This is a genomic window from Pseudomonas sp. GL-B-12 (assembly GCF_019955895.1).
Taxonomy (GTDB): domain Bacteria; phylum Pseudomonadota; class Gammaproteobacteria; order Pseudomonadales; family Pseudomonadaceae; genus Aquipseudomonas.
On sequence record NZ_JAHBCX010000044.1, the window covers coordinates 181,910 to 202,507 of the forward strand.

Sequence of the window (20,598 nt, forward strand, 5' to 3'; positions counted from 1 at the left end):
ACTGATTGCAGAGGGTTCTTGATGAAAATGCTTCCCCTACGTGCGGCCATCGCGGCCGCGTTGCTCAGTGTCGCTGTCGGCGTTTCGGCCAAACCCCTGGTGGTTTGCACGGAAGCCAGCCCTGAAGGCTTCGACATGGTCCAGTACACGACTGCAGTCACCGCCGATGCCGTGGCCGAAACCATCTTCAATCGCCTGGCAGACTTCAAGCCCGGTACCACCGACGTGATTCCGGCACTGGCCGACTCCTGGGACATCAGCGAAGACGGCCTGAGCTACACGTTCCATCTGCGTAAAGGCGTCAAGTTCCACACCACCGACTACTTCAAGCCGACCCGCGACATGAATGCCGACGACGTGGTCTGGAGCTTCCAGCGCCAACTGGACCCGAATCATCCATGGCACAAACTGTCGAGCGTGGGCTTCCCGTACTTTGAAAGCATGGGCTTCAAGGAACTGCTCAAGAGCGTCGAGAAAGTCGATGACAACACGGTCAAGTTCACCCTGACCCGTCGCGAAGCACCGTTCCTGGCCGACATCGCCATGGCGTTCTCCTCGATCTATTCCGCCGAGTATGCCGACCAGCTGCTCAAGACCAACAAGACCGCCGACCTCAACAACAAGCCAGTTGGCACCGGTCCGTTCGTCTTCCAGCGCTACAACAAGGACGCCCAGGTTCGCTTCAAGGCCAACCCGGAGTACTTCCGTGGCAAGCCACCGGCAGACTCGCTGATCCTGGCCATCGCCACCGACAACAACGTGCGCCTGCAGAAGTTGAAGGCCAACGAATGCCAGGTCGCGCTGTATCCGAAACCGGATGACATTCCGAGCATCAAGAAAGACGACAAGCTGAAAGTCGATGAACTAAACGCGATGACCGTTTCGTACATCGCCATGAACACCACCCACAAGTACATGAGTGACGTGCGGGTGCGCAAAGCCATCGACATCGCCTTCGACAAAGAGGCATACGTCAATGCGTTGTTCGGTAAAGGCAATGCAACCGCTGCGGTCAATCCGTACCCGGACACCCTGCTGGGCTACAACCACAGCCTGAAGAACCCGACCCATGACCTGGACAAGGCTCGCGCCCTGCTCAAGGAAGCCGGCGTACCGGAAGGCACCACCTTCACCCTGTTCACCCGTAATGGTGGCGGTCCGACCAACCCGAACCCGATGCTCGGCGCGCAGATGATGCAGGCCGACCTGGCCAAGGTCGGGATCAAGATCGACATTCGCGTGATGGAATGGGGCGAAATGCTCAAGCGCGCGAAAAACGGCGAGCACGACATGGTTTCCGCCGGATGGGCGGGCGATAACGGCGATCCGGATAACTTCCTGACGCCTATGCTCAGTTGTGAGGCGGCCAAGAACGGCGAAAACTACGCACGCTGGTGCAATGACAAGTTCCAGGCCCTGATCGACCAGGCTCGCGAAAAAACCGACCCGGCCGAGCGCGCAGCGCTCTACGAACAGGCCCAGGTTATTTTTAACCAGGACCAGCCGTGGATCAGCATGGCACACACTAGAATGTTTACCGCAATGCGCAACAACGTAGAGGGCTACAACATTAGCCCACTCACCACCAATAACTTCGCCACCACCCAGGTGAAGTAATAAGAAAACTCCCGGCATTCCTGACCCAGGCATGCCGGGCACGCCTAACCGGCTGATGAGGTACAACACACGATGTTTAGTTTTATTGCCCGCCGACTGGGGTTACTGATCCCCACGTTTTTCGGCATCACCTTGCTGACTTTCGCGTTGATTCGCATGATCCCTGGCGACCCCGTGGAAGTCATGATGGGCGAACGCAGAGTCGACCCGGAAATGCACGCTCAGGCAATGGAACGCCTAGGTCTGAACAAACCCCTGTATGCCCAGTACCTGGATTACATCGGCAAACTGGCCCACGGCGATCTCGGTGAATCCCTGCGAACCCGTGAAAGCGTGTGGAGCGAGTTCACCTCCCTATTCCCCGCGACCCTGGAACTGTCCTCGGCCGCGCTGTTGTTCGCCGGTGTCCTGGGCCTCTTGGCCGGAGTGATCGCGGCACTCAAGCGAGGATCCCTGTTCGACCATGGGGTGATGGGTGTCTCCCTGGCGGGATACTCGATGCCGATCTTCTGGTGGGGCCTGATCCTGATCATGTTCTTCTCGGTGAGCCTGGGCTGGACCCCGGTTTCCGGGCGCATCGACCTGCTCTACGACATCGAGCCACGCACCGGCTTCATGCTGATTGACACCCTGCTGGCCGGCGAGCCGGACGCCTTCTTCGACGCCCTGCACCATCTGATCCTGCCGGCCATCGTGCTGGGTACCATCCCGCTGGCGGTGATCGCGCGGATGACCCGTTCGTCGATGCTCGAAGTACTGCGCGAGGACTACATCCGCACCGCCAAGGCCAAGGGCCTGTCGCCGTCGCGCGTGGTGTTCGTGCACGGTCTGCGTAACGCGTTGATTCCGGTACTGACCGTGGTTGGCCTGCAAGTCGGCACATTGTTGGCCGGTGCGGTCCTGACCGAAACCATCTTCTCGTGGCCGGGCATCGGCAAATGGCTGATCGAAGCCATTGGCGCCCGGGATTACCCCGTCGTGCAAAACGGCATCCTGTTAATCGCCTGCCTGGTGATTGTGGTCAACTTCGTAGTGGACATCCTCTACGGCTTTGCCAACCCACGCATCCGTCATCAGCGCTGAGATCATGAACATGACCACTCCAATTCCATCGGTAGCAGTCGATCAAAGCCTGCTGTACCCGTCACCGTACAAAGAATTCTGGCAAGCGTTCTCCAAGAACAAAGGTGCCGTCGCCGGCCTGATGTTCATGCTGCTGGTGATTTTCTGCGCGATCTTCGCCCCGTGGGTTGCCCCCCACGACCCGAGCGAGCAGTACCGCGATTTCCTGCTGACCCCGCCAGCCTGGCTGGAAGGTGGACAGTTGCAGTTCCTGCTCGGCACCGATGAACTGGGCCGCGACCTGCTGTCGCGTCTGATCAATGGTTCGCGCCTGTCGTTGCTGATCGGTTTGTCGTCGGTGGTGATGTCGCTGATCCCGGGGATTCTCCTGGGCCTGTTCGCCGGGTTCTACCCGCGGATTCTCGGCCCGACCATCATGCGTCTGATGGACATCATGCTGGCCCTGCCGTCGCTGCTGCTGGCCGTGGCGATTGTCGCCATCCTCGGCCCTGGCCTGATCAACACCATCATTGCCATCGCCGTGGTTTCGTTGCCGTCCTATGTTCGTCTGACCCGCGCTGCGGTGATGGGCGAGCTGAACCGCGACTACGTGACCGCCGCGCGCCTGGCCGGTGCCGGCCTATGGCGCCTGATGTTCGTTACCGTGCTGCCTAACTGCATGGCGCCGCTGATCGTTCAGGCCACCCTGAGCTTCTCTTCGGCGATCCTCGATGCCGCCGCACTGGGCTTCCTCGGCCTTGGCGTACAACCGCCAACCCCTGAGTGGGGCACCATGCTGGCTTCGGCTCGCGACTACATCGAACGCGCCTGGTGGGTCGTGAGCCTGCCTGGTTTGACCATTTTGCTCAGCGTGCTGGCAATCAACTTGATGGGTGACGGCCTGCGCGACGCGCTGGACCCGAAACTCAAGAACGCCGCCTGAGGAGATTCCCATGTCACTGTTAGAAATCAAGAATCTCAACGTTCGCTTCGGCGACAAAAACGCCACGCCAGTGGTCGATGGCCTCGACCTGCAAGTGGACAAGGGCGAAGTGCTGGCCATCGTTGGCGAATCGGGTTCCGGCAAGTCCGTGACCATGATGGCGCTGATGGGCCTGATCGAGCATCCGGGGATCGTCACTGCTGACGCCCTGAATTTCGACGGCAAGAACATGCTCAAGCTCAACAATCGCCAGCGTCGGCAGATCGTCGGTAAAGACCTGTCCATGGTTTTCCAGGATCCGATGACCGCGCTGAACCCGAGCTACACCGTTGGCTTCCAGATCGAAGAAGTGCTGCGCCTGCACCTGAAAATGTCCGGCAAGGCGGCCCGCAAGCGCGCCATCGAACTGCTGGAAAAAGTTGAGATCCCGGGTGCCGCCAGCCGTATGGACGCCTACCCGCATCAACTGTCCGGCGGTATGAGCCAGCGTGTCGCGATTGCCATGGCGATTGCTGGTGAACCGAAACTGCTGATCGCCGACGAACCGACCACCGCACTGGACGTAACCATCCAGGCGCAGATCATGGATCTGCTGCTGGCATTGCAGAAAGAGCAGAACATGGGCCTGGTGCTGATCACCCACGACCTCGCCGTCGTGGCCGAAACCGCCCAGCGCGTGTGCGTGATGTACGCAGGCCAAGCGGTCGAAGTCGGTCAGGTGCCGCAACTGTTCGACATCCCGGCGCACCCGTACAGCGAAGCGCTGCTCAAGGCGATTCCGGAACACAGCCTGGGCGCCTCGCGCCTGTCGACCCTGCCGGGCATCGTTCCCGGTCGCTACGACCGTCCGCAGGGTTGCCTGCTGTCGCCGCGCTGCCCGTACGTGAAAGACAACTGCCGTCAACAACGTCCGGCCCTTGACCAGAAAAGCAACAGCCTCGCTCGCTGCTTCTACCCGCTGAACCAGGAGGTGGCGTAATGGCCGTCGTTCTTACCGCCCGCGACCTGACCCGTCACTACGAGGTGTCCCGTGGCCTGTTCAAGGGTCACGCCACCGTGCGCGCCCTCAACGGCGTGTCGTTCGAACTGGAAGCCGGCAAGACCCTCGCTGTCGTCGGCGAGTCGGGTTGCGGCAAATCCACCCTGGCCCGTGCCCTGACCCTGATCGAAGAGCCGTCCTCCGGCTCCTTGAAAATCGCCGGGCAGGAAGTTGCCGGCGCCGACAAGGCCCAGCGCAAACAACTGCGCAAAGACGTGCAGATGGTGTTCCAGAGCCCGTACGCCTCGCTGAACCCACGGCAGAAAGTCGGTGATCAGCTCGCCGAGCCGTTGCTGATCAACACCAACCTGAGCGCCGCGGAACGTCGCGAGAAAGTCCAGGCGATGATGAAGCAGGTGGGCTTGCGGCCCGAGCACTACCAGCGTTATCCGCACATGTTCTCCGGCGGTCAGCGCCAGCGGATCGCCCTGGCCCGGGCGATGATGCTGCAACCGAAAGTGCTGGTGGCGGACGAACCGACCTCGGCGCTGGACGTGTCGATTCAGGCGCAGGTGCTCAACCTGTTCATGGATTTGCAGCAAGAGTTCAACACCGCCTACGTGTTCATCTCCCACAACCTGGCGGTGGTACGCCACGTTGCCGACCATGTGATGGTGATGTACCTCGGTCGCCCGGTGGAAATGGGCACGAAAGAGGACATTTACTCCCGTCCTCTGCACCCCTACACCCAGGCGCTGCTGTCGGCGACGCCGGCCATCCACCCGGATCCGAACAAGCCGAAAATCAAGATCGTCGGCGAATTGCCCAACCCGCTGAACCCACCGTCCGGCTGCGCCTTCCACAAGCGCTGCCCATATGCCACCGAGCGTTGCAGCACTGAAGAGCCGGCCCTGCGCCTGCTCGCTGGCCGCCAGGTGGCTTGCCACTACGCCGAGCAATTCCTCGACGGCGCGGCATAAAAAATGTGGAAGCGGGCTTGCTCCGGGCGGCGTTCCGACGAAAGCGATCTGTCAGTCGACATTGATGTTGACTGGAATGACGCCTTCGCGAGCAAGCCCGCTCCCACAGGGATTGAGTTGCTCAAAATCCTGATGCGTTAACCCGACCCCTTCCGCCTCGATTGCGCATCAGTCAGGTAGAAGGGGTTTTCTTTTGCCCGCCATCGAGCGACTACGTCTGGCTGTCGCCCTCTTCCTCATCGGAGTCCGGCTCGTCGGTGGTCGAGTCATCGTCGTTGTCAGCACCACCCTGCCCCTGATCTCCCGGTTCCGATTCGGACTTGGCGAGCATCAGCCCCGCATAACCCGCCTGCCCGCTCGAAGCCTGCTCACCGTGGTTGGTGCACTCGGCCCACGCCATCGAAGTCCCGAGCGAGAGCATCACCAACACCTTCAACAGCAGTAAAACGCGAAACAACCTGTTCATAGCCGATTCCTTCCTTTCGTTGAGTGCCTGTCTGGCGCTGAGTCAAATCTAGTTCCGATCAGCCGGGTTCTCCAGATTGGACGCTGTCGAGCGGGGGAAAATGCAGTGGGTTGGGAGATTGGTTTGGAATAGGGGCTATTCCCGTTTCAGCTAACACCGAAGAACCCTGTGGGAGCGAGCTTGCTCCCACAGGAGAACGCGCCAGGCAATAAAAAACCCCGCTGCTTTCGCAAACGGGGTTTTGGGTATTTCAACTCAACGCTTAATGATGCTCACGGGTAGCACGGAATTTCACGTCCGGCCAGCGCTCTTCCATCAGGGCCAGGTTGACCCGCGTAGGTGCCAGGTAGGTCAGGTGACCACCGCCGTCCAGTGCCAGGTTTTCCACAGCCTTGTTGGAGAATTCCTCAAGCTTCTTCTTGTCACTGCATTCGATCCAGCGTGCCGAGTAAACAGTGATCGGCTCGTAGGAGCACTCGACCTTGTATTCCTCTTTCAAACGGCTGGCGACCACATCGAACTGCAGCACACCGACGGCGCCGAGGATGATGTCGTTGCTGCGCTCCGGGAAGAACACCTGGGTCGCGCCTTCTTCGGCGAGCTGTTGCAGGCCCTGACGCAGTTGCTTGGATTTCAGCGGATCCTTCAGGCGTACGCGGCGGAACAGTTCCGGGGCGAAATGCGGGATACCGGTGAAGCCCAGGACTTCGCCTTCGGTGAAGGTGTCGCCGATCTGGATGGTGCCGTGGTTGTGCAGACCGATGATGTCGCCAGCGAAGGCTTCTTCCAGTTGCTCACGTTCGGAGGAGAAGAAGGTCAGCGCGTCGCCGATACGCACGTCCTTGCCGGTGCGCACGTGGCGCATCTTCATGCCTTTCTCGTACTTGCCGGAGCAGATACGCATGAAGGCGATACGGTCGCGGTGTTTCGGGTCCATGTTCGCCTGGATCTTGAAGATGAAGCCCGAGAACTTCTCTTCCACCGGCTCCACGGTGCGCTCGTTGGCCACGCGTGCCAGTGGGCGCGGAGCCCAATCGACCACGGCGTCGAGGACGTGGTCGACACCGAAGTTGCCCAGTGCCGTACCGAAGAACACCGGGGTCAGTTGACCGTCGAGGAACTCCTGCTGGTTGAACTCGTGACAGGCGCCCTGCACCAGTTCCAGCTGCTCGATGAAGCGCTCGTACTCGTCGCCCAGGTGGGCGCGCGCTTCATCGGAGTCGAGCTTCTCGATGATCTTGGTTTCGGTGCGCTCGTGGCCGTGACCGGCGGTGTACACGATGATGTAGTCATCGGCGAGGTGATACACGCCTTTGAAGTCACGGTAGCAACCAATCGGCCAGGTGATCGGCGCGGCCTTGATCTTGAGGACGGCTTCGATTTCGTCGAGCAGTTCGATCGGGTCGCGGATGTCACGGTCGAGTTTGTTGATGAAGCTGACGATCGGCGTGTCACGCAGACGGCAGACGTCCATCAGGGCGATGGTCCGTGGCTCTACACCTTTACCGCCGTCGAGCACCATCAACGCCGAGTCCACCGCCGTCAGGGTGCGGTAGGTATCTTCGGAGAAGTCTTCGTGGCCCGGGGTGTCGAGCAGGTTGATCATGTGTTCGCGATACGGGAACTGCATGACCGACGTGGTAATGGAGATACCACGCTGCTTTTCCATTTCCATCCAGTCGGAGGTGGCATGGCGATCGGATTTACGAGATTTCACCGTACCGGCTACCGCAATCGCCTTGCCCATCAGCAAGAGCTTCTCGGTGATGGTGGTCTTACCGGCATCGGGGTGGGAGATAATGGCGAAAGTGCGGCGTTTCGCGACTTCGGCGGCCTGTTTGGTCATGGGAAATCGCCTGGCAGGTGATTCAAAAAAGGGCGCAGATTATAGCCCAAGTTGATCCAAGAACCGAACCGTTGAGCATATTAGGGGTGGCCAAATGCTGCCGCAGATGGGAACATTTTAAAGCACGGAGACGTCCACTCCCCCGTTACGACCACTCGTCGGGGGCCTGAAACACCTGCAATTCGGCCTGACGAGGCTGTGCTCATGGCTCGATTGCACGCTGCTTTGCCGGCCTGTTCGAGCTGCTTATCGCGACATTTTTTCGGCAGCCAAGCAAGGCGTTGCCACACGAAAAAGTGTTCGCCGACTGAAAAAAGGAGTCCGCCTGTGGCTATCCACTATGGCAAAGGGCTGATAGGAGGCGCGCTGGTATTCGCCCTTCTGGCCCTGCTGATCCAATGGATCGGCATCAACACGATCGAACACTACCGCGACGATTTGTTGTTTTACCTGCAAGCTCATCTGGTTCTCGTCCTCGCTTCCATGCTGGCCGCCCTTGTCGTGGGCATTCCTGCCGGTATTCTCCTCAGCCGCCCGTCCATGGTCGGGCGCGCCGAACGCTTCATGCAGTTCTTCAACATCGGCAACACCGTTCCGCCCCTCGCCGTTCTGGCCATAGCCCTCGGTATCCTCGGCATTGGCAGCGGCCCGGCCATCTTCGCCCTGTTCCTCGCCTCGCTACTGCCCATCGTGCGCAATACCTATGAAGGCCTGAAAAACGTTCAGGGTTCGCTCAAGGAAGCCGCCGTCGGCATCGGCATGACCCCGCTCCAGGTGCTGCGGAAAGTCGAGTTGCCCAACGCGGTGCCGATCATCATCGGTGGTGTGCGCGTGGCATTGGCCATCAACGTCGGAACGGCGCCGCTGGCGTTCCTGATCGGCGCCAACAGTCTCGGCAGCCTGATATTCCCCGGCATTGCCCTGAACAATCAGCCGCAGCTACTGCTCGGTGCTGCGTGCACCGCGTTGCTGGCCTTGTTGCTGGACGGCGTGGTCACACTCGGCAGTCGCCTCTGGCTCGAACGCGGCTTGCGCCCGTCTTAAGCCTCGGCAAAGGAATCATCATGAAAACATCAAGCTTTTTACTAGGCTGCGTCCTGCTGTTCGCAGGATTTGCCCAAGCCGCTGACAAACCCTTGATCCGCATCGGCGCCCGGGTGTTCACAGAACAGACCCTGCTGGCGGAGATCACCGCCCAATACCTGCGTAGCAAAGGTTACGACGCTCAGGTCACCGGTGGATTAGGCAGCAACCTGGCCCGCAGTGCCCAGGAAAGCGGGCAACTGGACATGGTCTGGGAGTACACCGGCGTATCGCTGGTTTCCTACAACCACGTCACGGAAAAACTCGACAGCCAGCAGTCATTGGCACGGGTCACCGAGCTGGACGCGAAGAAAGGCCTGACCTGGCTCTCGCCGTCGAAGTTCAGCAACACCTACGCGCTGGCGCTGCCGGCGAACATCGCCGCCGAGTACCCGCAGGTCCACACCATCAGCGACCTCAATCGCACATTGCGCGCCGAGGCCAAGGACAATCCGCTGGTGGCGCTGGACACCGAGTTTGCCAACCGCTCCGACGGTCTGGCTGGCATGGTCAAGCGCTACGACATGGACCTGACCCGTAAAAACATCCGGCAGATGGACGCCGGCCTCGTCTACACCGCCCTGCGCAACGGCCAGGTATTTGCGGGTCTGGTCTACACCACTGACGGACGCTTGAGCGCGTTCAAGCTCAAGTTGCTGGAAGACGACAAGCACTACTTCCCCGACTACACCGCCGCGCCAGTTGTCCGCCAGGCCTACCTCGATGCCCATCCGAAACTCGCCGAACAGCTCAAACCATTGGCGGACCTGTTCGACGACGAAACCATGCGCCAGCTCAACGCGCGGGTTGATGTCGATCACCAAAGCCCTTCATCCGTTGCCGCAGATTTCCTGCGCCAGCATCCGTTGAACTGAGGAGCAGACGTTATGAATTTTCTCAACGCCTTTTCCCATCCCGACTGGGCACAAGTGCTTCACTTGACCTGGCAGCACATCACGCTGGTCGGTGTCGCCGTGACCCTGGCGATTCTGGTTGGCGTGCCGCTGGGCATTCTGATGACACGTTTTCCGAGCCTCGCCGGTCCGTTGCAAGCCAGCGCCACGGTGCTGCTGACCGTACCGTCGATTGCCCTGTTCGGCTTGCTGCTACCGTTCTATTCCAAGTTCGGCCAGGGCCTGGGGCCAATGCCGGCGATCACGGCCGTGTTCCTTTATTCGCTGCTGCCGATCATGCGTAACACCTACCTGGCCCTGACCAGCGTCGAGCCGGGCATCCGCGAAGCCGCGCGCGGCATCGGCATGACCTTCGGTCAGCGCCTGCGCATGGTCGAGTTGCCCATCGCCGTGCCGGTGATCCTCGCCGGTGTGCGCACCGCCGTGGTGATGAACATCGGCGTCATGACCATCGCCGCCACCATCGGCGCCGGTGGCCTGGGCGTACTCATCCTCGCTTCCATCAGCCGCAGCGACATGTCGATGCTGATTGTCGGCGCTGTGCTGGTCAGTGTGCTGGCCATCTTCGCTGACCTGCTTCTGCAATGGCTGCAACGTTCGCTGACTCCAAAAGGACTGCTCAAATGATCGAACTTCAAAACCTCAGCAAGACCTTCCAAAGCAACGGCAAAGATGTGAAAGCCGTGGACTCGGTAAGCCTGACCGTCAATGAAGGCGAAATCTGCGTGTTCCTCGGGCCATCGGGTTGCGGCAAAAGCACCACGCTGAAAATGATCAACCGCCTGATCAAACCGACCTCGGGCAAGATCCTGATCAATGGCGAAGACACCACCGGCCTCGACGAAGTGACCCTGCGTCGCAACATCGGCTACGTGATCCAGCAGATCGGTCTGTTCCCGAACATGACCATCGAGGAGAACATCGTGGTGGTGCCGAAACTGCTCGGCTGGGACAAGCAGAAATGCCACGACCGCGCCCGCGAGTTGATGAGCATGATCAAGCTCGAACCCAAGCAGTATCTGCATCGTTATCCACGAGAATTGTCCGGTGGCCAACAACAGCGGATCGGCGTGATTCGCGCACTGGCCGCCGATGCGCCGCTGTTGCTGATGGACGAACCCTTCGGTGCGGTCGACCCGATCAACCGCGAGATGATCCAGAACGAATTCTTCGAAATGCAGCGGGCGCTGAACAAGACCGTGATCATGGTCAGCCATGACATCGACGAGGCGATCAAGCTCGGCGACAAGATCGCGATCTTCCGCGCCGGCAAGCTATTGCAGATCGATCACCCGGACACTCTGCTCGCGCATCCGGCGGATGAGTTTGTCAGCAACTTCGTCGGCCAGGACAGCACGCTCAAGCGTCTGCTGTTGGTGAAAGCTGAAGATGCGGCGGACAACGCGCCCTCCGTCAGCCCGCATACCCCGGTGGCCGAAGCGCTGGAGTTGATGGACGAGCATGACCGACGCTACGTGGTGGTGACTTGTGCCGAGAATAAAGCCCTGGGTTATGTACGACGTCGTGACCTGCACCGTCAGACCGGCACCTGCGCACAGTACCAACGCGAGTTCAATGCCACGGCGGCGTACGACGAACATTTGCGCATCCTGCTGTCGCGCATGTACGAGTTCAATCGGGCGTGGCTGCCGGTGATGGATGCCGAGCGGGTGTTTCTTGGCGAGGTCACGCAGGAGTCGATTGCGGCTTACTTGAGCTCCGGTCGTTCGCGCGGGATGAAGACGAATATTGTGTCGCCTGCTGAGGCGGTGGTCGCCTGACAGCTCATATCACACAGTAAAAATACAAAACCTGTAGGAGCGAGCCTGCTCGCGATGGCGAAATGTCAGTCAATGACGATGTCGGCTGTGAAAATGTCATCGCGAGCAGGCTCGCTCCCACAGGTTCTGTGCGATTTTCCAGTGATTCGCAGGCCGGAAAAAAATATCAACAGTAGCGTCTGTAAAAGCTATCCGGAAACACGCTCTGAAATAGTCAAATCCCCCCTCAGCCTACCTTTTCGCAGCCAACGTCGCCGATATTGACGCTATCGTAGTTACTAGCGACTTGGCGCACAAAAGCGTCGAACGTGCAGGTATTTTTAACACTTCAATATTCTTCGGGAACATCCGACTGTCATCTGTGTCGGTTACAAAGAGTGATGCTCGTAACGCGCGTCAGAAGAGTGCAAAAACGCGACATTTTTTGTTGATCTCAAGCCCCTCACGCCCTAAAGTTCGCGCCGAACGTCCATGCTGGAAACGATCCATCCGGCTCAAGTACTGACGACGAGACAGCAAGGCCAAGGGAAAGCTGCACTTCCCATGGCCTTTTTGCTTTCGGCGACATGCCTTGGGAAGTAGGCGAACCAAAGTGGGGATACGGAGGACGTTCAGGAGGGTGTGTCATCAATGAATTCACGAGTACGCCGGAGCCTGCTTTTGCGCAGGGCAAGGCGCGAGGACCGAAGTTTGGTTGTTCCAAATAAGGTACGAGTAACGCAGCCCTGCGCAAAAGCAGGCCCGGCCCTTCGGGTTGTGCCTGAGCGCGCGCCATGCTGCGTTGCAGGCCTTGCGAATGGAGTGGCCATTAGCGGCGGCCTGCGCCTTGTCTGGCACGCGCTCAGGCGCAACGTACTCGCGAATTCATTGATGACACACCCTCGCACCCATTGATTACTAACGTTTGCCAGTAGGAGCTCCCAGGTATGTCGATCCAGGTCGAAGACTATTTCGCGCGCGAAACCTTTCAAAAAATGAAGGCGTTCGCCGACAAGCAAGAAACCCCGTTCGTGGTGATCGATACCGCGATGATCAGCCAGGCCTATGACGACCTGCGCGCCGGTTTCGAATTCGCCAAGGTCTACTACGCGGTCAAGGCCAACCCGGCTGTCGAGATCATCGACCTGCTCAAGGAGAAAGGCTCGAGCTTCGACATCGCCTCGATCTACGAACTGGACAAAGTGATGGATCGCGGCGTCAGCGCCGACCAGATCAGCTACGGCAATACCATCAAGAAATCCAAGGACATCCGCTACTTCTACGAGAAGGGCGTGCGCCTGTTTGCCACCGACTCCGAAGCCGACCTGCGCAACATCGCCAAGGCCGCACCGGGTTCGAAAGTCTACGTACGTATCCTGACCGAAGGCTCGACCACCGCCGACTGGCCACTGTCGCGCAAGTTCGGCTGCCAGACCGACATGGCCATGGACCTGTTGATCCTCGCTCGCGACCTGGGCCTGGTGCCTTACGGCATCTCATTCCACGTCGGCTCGCAGCAGCGCGACATCAGCGTCTGGGACGCGGCGATCGCCAAGGTCAAAGTGATCTTCGAGCGTTTGAAAGAAGAAGACGGCATTCACCTGAAGCTGATCAACATGGGCGGCGGCTTCCCGGCCAACTACATCACCCGCACCAACAGCCTGGAAACCTACGCCGAGGAAATCATCCGCTTCCTGAAGGAAGACTTCGGTGATGACCTGCCGGAAATCATCCTGGAACCAGGGCGCTCGTTGATAGCCAACGCCGGCATCCTGGTCAGCGAAGTGGTGCTGGTCGCGCGTAAATCCCGTACCGCGGTAGAGCGTTGGGTGTACACGGATGTGGGCAAGTTCTCCGGCCTGATCGAAACCATGGACGAAGCCATCAAGTTCCCGATCTGGACCGAGAAGAAAGGCGAAATGGAAGAAGTGGTCATCGCCGGCCCAACATGCGACAGCGCCGACATCATGTACGAAAACTACAAGTACGGCCTGCCGCTGAACCTGGCCATCGGTGATCGCCTGTACTGGCTGTCGACCGGTGCGTACACCACCAGTTACAGCGCGGTTGAGTTCAATGGCTTCCCGCCGCTGAAATCGTTCTACGTTTAAATCCTGCCCGCTGTACAAGAAAGGCCTGTGAGCAATCACAGGCCTTTTTTATTTCTACCATTTCCTCTTTAAAACGACTTCAAAGCAACTTTAAAACACATTAAGTTTCAATATAAGAAAGCTTCATCTTATCTAATAGAAACAGCAAAACTGCAAAGTTTAATTCCCTGCCCGACACACATTGAAAACCTTCCAGACTTAACTTTAACCACAACCACCATTACTTTTTCAGTGGCGACAACAATCATCTCCATTACGTAAAAACATAAAAGGGATTTTCATGTTAGCCACTCAGGAACAGATCATTACCGCCGAAGAACTTAACTCACTGACATCGGATTTCATGGGGGCCGTTTCCGGCACCCTCGAAGGTGTCGAGCGTGAACGAGGATTATTGGTTACACACGATGACGTCAGAAAAATCAAACGCTACGTCAATGCCGGACTGGCACTACCTATCGAAATTGATGAAATAGAACAGATACACAAGTACGACCAACTGAATATCGCCGGGCTTAAATCTGCCGATATGCAAAATTTGTATAAATCCATGAGAAATCATGCTGAAACCTGGTCGCCATTAGAATCAAACATGAAGAGAGTTGGTTCGGACCTTCATGTATTTGCCGACAATTTCACTTCAAGCGGTCAATCCATCACCAACTACCTGAAGACACTACCCAGCTACATCAGTGGAGTCGGAAAAATCGGCAGCCTGAGCCCAGAGGAGATCGACAATCTGCCGGAAATTCAATTAACCGGAGATGAGAAGCAAAAAATCCCGGCATTATTGGAGTTAGTTGACGAGCTCAAAACCGTCATCACCGAACACAGCGCCAGCACACAGATCACCAAAGCTCAGATCACCGAATTCAAACGTGAAATCAGCAATTCGCTGAAGCCGGCGTTGGGTTTAAAAATAGCCCTTTGCAACAGCAATAACTTCAACGAAGAAATAAAACTGCTCAATGACCGGCTCGACATCCTCAACCAGCGTATCAACGAAAAACTGGCGGAAATCGAAGAATACTCCGAGAGCAAATGGTGGGGACTCTTTGGTGGCGCAGTCGGCTTTCTCGTTACCTCTACAATCTATGGAGCCAAGGCCAAAAAGGCTCGAAATGAACTGGATCTGCTAACAACTGAAGGACGTGAAATCGAAACAAAAATTGCAACCTCCAATAAGATCCTCGCATCGCTGCGGGCATTCGAAACCAGCCTCCAGGACCTGCAAATCAGGATTGAAGATGCTGCTGGCAGTTCATCGAACCTCGAAAGCCTCTGGGAGCTGATACAGGCTTATGTCGACTCGTCCTGCAAAAAACTCGATGGCGTCACCAACGCCATGTACCTAGTGTCTTTTGTTACCAGGCTAACCACCATGATGGATAACTGGTCGGCGATAAAAAAACAGGCGGGCGATTTATTGACAGCCTTTAACAAAGCCACCCGCAACGCCTGAACTCCGCAAGTTCAAACTTACCCCCATACCATTAATCTTCCTTTTTAAAGACAGGATAATCATGACCGTACATACACTAGACACCTCATTTCAATATCCCGCGCCCGATATGAAAAAAATCAAGGAGAGCAGAGAAGCACTCAATTATAAAATCCGTACACTGAGCACCATTTATCTACCCGTACTCAGGGAACAATTAGACTCGCTCCAAGAGGAATTAAATTCAACCGACAAGCAGGCACTCAGCAGCCTGACCCTGATCCCCACGGCATTACCCATTGAAGAAATTCAACGCTTTCATACCACCATTGAAAAATTGAAACTAGAAACACCCACACCGGAACAGCAGGAGGCGATAGACAGCTTTTACAAAGAAATTAAAACTTTAATTGAAGGCGGGACATCCGAAACATTAAAGCTTTTTATTGCATTGGACAACAACCTGACAAATCTGAAAGCAGTGACACTCAGCGACAACCAGTATCGAATCAAGGAGCTGGAAACTTCAATCAGCGACGCCACTCCGTATATTCCAGAAGAAGAACGCGCAATAGCACGACTGGTCAAAGACGAATCAGAACTGAACGAGGCGATAAAACTCATTGAGGCGACAGACACCTTCTCACTCATCAAGGAGTTTTTTCTAACTGCTGAAAGGCTCGCCACCCTCAACCTGTCCGCCCCTCAAGTCGAACTTGTCAAGGCAGGCATTACTGCCGCTGGCAAGATCCTCAACTTAATCAGTGACAGAATAAAATATGACAACCTGATCCAGGCCAGAAGCCAGATTCAAAAACAACTGGACGACCGTCGCCGCAATCTGGCTCGCATCAATCAAGATATAAAAATCCTACAAGATCAAAAAAATCAGGTGGAGGAATTCCAATCCGTACAAACACCCAGAGAATCCTATACGCAAGAATTGAGTGTTCTCGCAGACGCCATTAATAAATTCCTGGAACTTACCGAACATGACGGGAACGACGATCTCGAGTCGGTTGTTAAACGCTTCATCGAACATTCAGATATTTTCAGGAAGCATTTGAAGTCTCTGCGCGGACAATGGAAGAGCTAAACCGGTTTCGATCCGGTTGATTGCAGCAACTTCGATTAATGCGAGCGAAAAGCCTGAGCGGTGCCTTTTCGCTTGCCTCAATGACTGTCATACCCACATGCTCATACCAGCGCCCGATTTTGCAATTGCACGGCGCGCTGTTGAAAGCGCGGCGCCAACGCCTGCAGATCAGGGTGAGGAGCCTGTAACAGTGCCTCGCCGCTGACGCGCAGGAAGTTCAGGTTCCCTGCCGCCAATGCCTTGTGCAACCACACCAAGGCCTCTTCGATTTTCCCGTCCTGCGCCAGAACAGCCGCATAGCTGAATTGCCCGCGGAAATCTCCACCCTCGGCAGAACGTCGATACCACCCGAAAGCGGCATCCGGGTCGGCCTGGCAAAATCGGCCTTCCTCCAGATAGCGCCCCAACAGGTTCATCGACTTCGCATGGCCAAGGTCCGCCGCACGCCGATACCAGCTAAGCGCCAGCGCCTGATCCTCGGCTACACCGCGCCCGGTGGCCAGCAGATTGGCGAAGTTGTACATCGCCCAATCCAGCCCTCCTTCAGCTGCGATCCGATAATGCCGCGCCGCAATCAAGGCATCAGCAACACAACCCCAACCATGTTCATGGCAACGACCGAGCATGTTGCGCGCCATCAGGTGCCCCTGGCGCGCGGCGATGCCGAACCAGCTCAGCGCCAGCGGTTGGTCCTGCGCGATGCCCTGCCCGTCGAGCAGAATCTGCCCGAGCAAGGCCTGGGCCTCTACCTCACCTTCACGTGCGGCAATCAGGATGGCCTGGGCAGCGCGGGCCGGGCTTTCGTCGAGCATGGAGCGCAGGCGCTCACTGTCGAGCATTTCCTCGCGGCGTAAACGAAAATCCGCCACTTACACCTCGACCCAGCGACGCAGAAGGTTGTGATACGTGCCAGTGAGACGGATCAGCGATGGATGATCGGGCACATCGCGGGTCAGTTGCTGAATAGCCCCGTCCATCTCGAACAACAGGGCACGCTGGCTGTCCTCGCGCACCAGGCTTTGCGTCCAGAAAAACGAGGCGAGTCGTGTTCCGCGCGTCACCGCGTTGACCTTGTGCAGGCTGGTGCCGGGGTACAGCACCATGTCGCCGGCTGGCAGCTTCACCCGTTGGGTGCCGAAGGTGTCCTGGATTTCCAGCTCGCCGCCGTCGTAATCCTCGGGCTCGCTGAAGAACAGAGTGGCAGACAAATCCGTACGTACCCGCTCGATGCCGCCTTTGGGCTGACGCACTGCATTGTCGATATGGAAGTCGAAACTGCCACCGGCGGTGTAACAGTTCAGCAACGGAGGAAAGACTTTGTGCGGTAACGCTGCCGACATGAACAGCGGATTCTTCCACAGTCGTTCCAGCATCGCCGCACCGATCTCCTTGGCCAGCGGATGCCCTTCAGGTAGCTGCAAATTGTGCTTGGCCTTCGCCGACTGGTAGCCGGCGGTGATCTTGCCATCAGCCCAATCGGCTTGTTCCAGAGCCTCGCGAATGCGCTGCACCTCGTCTTTTTCAAACAGACCGGGAATGTGCAGCAGCATGACAAAGGCACCTGAAAACAAAGGGGAGCCAATGGTATTGATTCTTATTGCCTATGTAAAACACATCTGACGAATGAGTCAGCAGAAACCGTAAGGTTAAATTGTAAAGATTGTAAATTCAGTGCGAATAGTAATATTTCGCAATTGTTACGAATACCTATTTACCCTATATTCCGCGGCCTCAAATCCTTGGGGAGGGGAATTCAAATGTCGCGTCAACAACCACAAGTACCGGTCAGTTCACCACGTCTGCTCGCATCCGCCATCGGCATGGCGATTACTGCCGGGTCTGCGGGCCACATGGTTTTCGCGGCGGAAAAAACCGACAAAAAAGCACCGGACAATGTGATTTCGCTGGGCGCCACCGCCATCACCGGCGAAGCCCAGGACGAGACAACCTACAACGTCGAGAAAGCCTCCTCGCCCAAGTACACCGCCCCGCTGATCGACACGCCGCGCTCGGTGACCGTTGTTCCGCAACAGGTCCTGAAAGACACCGGCTCGCTCAACTTGCAGGACGCGCTGCGCACTGTTCCAGGCATCACCTTCGGTGCCGGTGAAGGTGGCAACCCCCAGGGCGACCGTCCGTTCATCCGCGGCTTCGACGCCCAGGGCGACACCTACCTGGACGGAGTGCGCGATACCGGTTCCCAGAGCCGCGAGATCTTCGCCGTTGAATCGATCGAAGTCAGCAAAGGCCCGAACTCCGCCATCGGCGGTCGTGGCGCTGCCGGCGGCAGCATCAACCTGGTCAGCAAGAAAGCTCACCTGGGCGATTCGCTCGACGGTGGTTTCACCTGGGGCTCCGACCAGACCCAGCGCTACACCTTCGACGGCAACTACCAGTTCACCGACACCGCCGCCGGCCGTCTGAACCTGCTGAGCCACGAGAGCAACGTCGCCGGACGTGACAGCGTCAACTACGATCGTTGGGGTGTTGCACCGTCCCTGGCCTTCGGCCTGGGCACCGACACCCGCGTCAACCTCGACTACTACCATCTCGAAAGCAACGACCTGCCGGACTCGGGTATTCCGTACAGCATCCCGACCGGAGGCTCGGCGGCGCGTACCAAGGCCAACCCGGACAAGCCGAATGACGGCGGCGACAGCAGCAATTTCTATGGCCTGACCGACCGCGACTTCCGCAAGACCCGCACCGACACGGCGACCTTCGCCATCGAGCACGACCTGAGCGACTCGCTGACCATCAAGAACACCCTGCGTCACGGCACCAGCATGCAGGATTACATCCTGACCCAGCCTGACGACAGTAAAGGCAACGTCAACAACGGCAGCGTCTGGCGTCGGGCGAACACCCGCGTGAGCAACACTGAGACCACCACCAACCAGACCGACCTGTTTGGTGATGTCTACATCGCCGGGTTCAAGAACAGCTTCTCCACCGGTGTCGAATACACCCACGAGGAAAGTGAAAAATCCTCGTACAACGTCAACACGGACACCACCCCGGGAACGGCAGCAGCGACCACCAACTGCTCGCCGGCCCTGATCGGCGCGCCAAGCGGTTACAACTGCACCTCGCTGTCCAACCCGAACCAGAATGATCCGTGGAACGGCGCCATCTCGCGCAACTACGCTGGCACCGACACCAAGGCCAACACCTATGCGCTGTATGTGTTCGACACCCTGACATTGTCCGAGCAGTGGCTGGTGAACATGGGCCTGCGTTACGACCACTTCGACACCAATTACCGCACCTTTGACGGTTCCGGCGCCACGGTCGTGACCAAAGGCACCGCCGCCAAAGGCAAGGACACCAGCGAATTCGTCACTGGCCAGTTCGGCGTGGTCTACAAGCCAGCGGAAAACGGCAGCATCTATGCCTCCTACGCAACATCCGCCACCCCACCGGGCAACACCCTCGGTGAAGGCGTAGAAACCAACCCGCAGAATGGCACTACGGATCGCAACGGCAACCTGCTGAGCAGCGACATGGAGCCGGAAACCACCAAGAACTACGAAATCGGCACCAAGTGGGATCTGCTGAACGATCGCCTGTCGTTGACCGCCGATATCTTCCGCACCGAGAAAGACAATGCTCGTGTGCAGACCAACACCACCACCTTCGAAAACGTCGGCAAAACCCGCGTTCAAGGTATCGAACTGTCGGCCAGCGGCAAGCTCACCGACAAATGGCAAGTCTTCGCCGGCTACGCCTACATGGACAGCGAGCAAATCGATGGTGGTGACCTGCCGGCAAACAAAGCCAACAACGGCAACGAACTGCCTAACACACCGAAAAACAGTGCCAGCCTGTGGACGACCTATCAGGTCACGCCAAGGCTGACCATCGGTGGCGGTGCGTTCTATGTCGATGACGTGTTCGGCAGTGCTGCCAACACCACCATGGTTGATTCCTACGTTCGTTACGACGCAATGGCAGCCTACAAGCTGAGCAAAAACGTCGACCTGCAACTGAACGTGCAGAACCTGACCGACGAAACCTACTACGACAAGGCGTTCTCGACTCACTTCGCCAACCAGGCGGCCGGTCGTACCGCATTGCTGAGCACCAACTTCCACTTCTAACTGTAGGAGCAGCCGGTCGACGCTCGATTGCTCGCGGGAGACTCGAGAACGACGCGGTGAATCAGGTTTACCGCGTTATCGTTGACGACCATCGCCAGCAAGCTGGCTCCTACAGATATTGGCAGTGGGTCGGGCCCCGTTCATCCACATGAACGGGGCTTTTGTGTGTAAAAAAGAATGCTTCTCGACAACCCCACGGC

At 57.6% G+C, this 20,598-nt stretch carries 17 protein-coding genes; 13 read left to right on the forward strand and 4 right to left on the reverse strand.

Features of this window, described 5'->3' with window-relative positions:
• The first annotated feature begins 21 nt into the window (after nucleotides 1–21).
• From KGA85_RS23245 to KGA85_RS23265, 5 genes are all read left to right on the forward strand, one after another.
• The gene (locus KGA85_RS23245; protein ID WP_223454123.1) at nucleotides 22–1,617 is read left to right on the forward strand and encodes an ABC transporter substrate-binding protein; all 1,596 of its coding nucleotides are present in this window, start codon (nucleotides 22–24) and stop codon (nucleotides 1,615–1,617) included.
• A gap of 72 nt (nucleotides 1,618–1,689) precedes the next feature.
• Nucleotides 1,690–2,700, forward strand: coding sequence for an ABC transporter permease subunit (locus KGA85_RS23250; RefSeq protein WP_223454125.1), 1,011 nt, complete (start codon nucleotides 1,690–1,692; stop codon nucleotides 2,698–2,700).
• Nucleotides 2,701–2,710: 10 nt separating this feature from the next.
• Nucleotides 2,711–3,622: an ABC transporter permease subunit gene (locus KGA85_RS23255; RefSeq protein ID WP_223454127.1), complete on the forward strand. Its 912-nt coding sequence runs from the start codon at nucleotides 2,711–2,713 to the stop codon at nucleotides 3,620–3,622.
• A 10-nt stretch (nucleotides 3,623–3,632) separates the two neighbouring features.
• Nucleotides 3,633–4,601, forward strand: a complete 969-nt coding sequence (locus KGA85_RS23260) for an ABC transporter ATP-binding protein (RefSeq protein ID WP_057716450.1) — start codon at nucleotides 3,633–3,635, stop codon at nucleotides 4,599–4,601.
• Nucleotides 4,601–5,581: a peptide ABC transporter ATP-binding protein gene (locus KGA85_RS23265; protein ID WP_046043945.1), complete on the forward strand. Its 981-nt coding sequence runs from the start codon at nucleotides 4,601–4,603 to the stop codon at nucleotides 5,579–5,581. The genes KGA85_RS23260 and KGA85_RS23265 overlap by 1 nt, the downstream gene beginning before the upstream one ends.
• 211 nt (nucleotides 5,582–5,792) lie before the next feature.
• Here the strand turns inward: KGA85_RS23265 and KGA85_RS23270 are convergent, their stop codons facing one another.
• Both KGA85_RS23270 and KGA85_RS23275 read right to left on the reverse strand, forming a co-directional pair.
• The gene (locus KGA85_RS23270) at nucleotides 5,793–6,047 is read right to left on the reverse strand and encodes a hypothetical protein (RefSeq protein ID WP_223454129.1); all 255 of its coding nucleotides are present in this window, start codon (nucleotides 6,045–6,047) and stop codon (nucleotides 5,793–5,795) included.
• Nucleotides 6,048–6,309: 262 nt separating this feature from the next.
• Complete coding sequence (locus tag KGA85_RS23275; protein ID WP_033040112.1) at nucleotides 6,310–7,893, reverse strand: peptide chain release factor 3; 1,584 nt, start codon at nucleotides 7,891–7,893, stop codon at nucleotides 6,310–6,312.
• Nucleotides 7,894–8,220: 327 nt separating this feature from the next.
• Between KGA85_RS23275 and KGA85_RS23280 the strand changes: the two genes are divergently transcribed.
• The 7 genes from KGA85_RS23280 to KGA85_RS23310 all read left to right on the forward strand — a co-directional run bounded on the left by KGA85_RS23280 (nucleotide 8,221) and on the right by KGA85_RS23310 (nucleotide 16,298).
• Nucleotides 8,221–8,937, forward strand: coding sequence for an ABC transporter permease (locus KGA85_RS23280; protein WP_223454130.1), 717 nt, complete (start codon nucleotides 8,221–8,223; stop codon nucleotides 8,935–8,937).
• 20 nt (nucleotides 8,938–8,957) lie between these two features.
• Nucleotides 8,958–9,851, forward strand: coding sequence for a glycine betaine ABC transporter substrate-binding protein (locus tag KGA85_RS23285; protein ID WP_223454132.1), 894 nt, complete (start codon nucleotides 8,958–8,960; stop codon nucleotides 9,849–9,851).
• Nucleotides 9,852–9,863: 12 nt separating this feature from the next.
• Complete coding sequence (locus KGA85_RS23290; RefSeq protein ID WP_223533527.1) at nucleotides 9,864–10,517, forward strand: ABC transporter permease; 654 nt, start codon at nucleotides 9,864–9,866, stop codon at nucleotides 10,515–10,517.
• Nucleotides 10,514–11,671: a betaine/proline/choline family ABC transporter ATP-binding protein gene (locus tag KGA85_RS23295; RefSeq protein WP_046043937.1), complete on the forward strand. Its 1,158-nt coding sequence runs from the start codon at nucleotides 10,514–10,516 to the stop codon at nucleotides 11,669–11,671. The genes KGA85_RS23290 and KGA85_RS23295 overlap by 4 nt, the downstream gene beginning before the upstream one ends.
• A 926-nt stretch (nucleotides 11,672–12,597) precedes the next feature.
• Complete coding sequence (locus KGA85_RS23300; RefSeq protein ID WP_223454135.1) at nucleotides 12,598–13,761, forward strand: type III PLP-dependent enzyme; 1,164 nt, start codon at nucleotides 12,598–12,600, stop codon at nucleotides 13,759–13,761.
• A gap of 280 nt (nucleotides 13,762–14,041) precedes the next feature.
• Nucleotides 14,042–15,223, forward strand: coding sequence for an alpha-xenorhabdolysin family binary toxin subunit A (locus KGA85_RS23305; protein WP_223454137.1), 1,182 nt, complete (start codon nucleotides 14,042–14,044; stop codon nucleotides 15,221–15,223).
• A 61-nt stretch (nucleotides 15,224–15,284) separates the two neighbouring features.
• On the forward strand, nucleotides 15,285–16,298 hold the full coding sequence (locus KGA85_RS23310; RefSeq protein WP_223454139.1) for an alpha-xenorhabdolysin family binary toxin subunit B: 1,014 nt from the start codon (nucleotides 15,285–15,287) through the stop codon (nucleotides 16,296–16,298).
• Between the two features lie 101 nt (nucleotides 16,299–16,399).
• Here the strand turns inward: KGA85_RS23310 and KGA85_RS23315 are convergent, their stop codons facing one another.
• Nucleotides 16,400–17,167, reverse strand: coding sequence for a tetratricopeptide repeat protein (locus KGA85_RS23315; RefSeq protein ID WP_223454141.1), 768 nt, complete (start codon nucleotides 17,165–17,167; stop codon nucleotides 16,400–16,402).
• Entirely contained in the window at nucleotides 17,168–17,848 is a 681-nt protein-coding gene (locus tag KGA85_RS23320) for a Fe2+-dependent dioxygenase (protein ID WP_223448123.1), read from the reverse strand.
• Nucleotides 17,849–18,055: 207 nt separating this feature from the next.
• On the opposite strand from KGA85_RS23320, the gene KGA85_RS23325 reads away from it, so the two are divergent.
• Nucleotides 18,056–20,398: a TonB-dependent receptor gene (locus tag KGA85_RS23325; RefSeq protein WP_223454143.1), complete on the forward strand. Its 2,343-nt coding sequence runs from the start codon at nucleotides 18,056–18,058 to the stop codon at nucleotides 20,396–20,398.
• The last annotated feature ends 200 nt before the right edge of the window (nucleotides 20,399–20,598 follow it).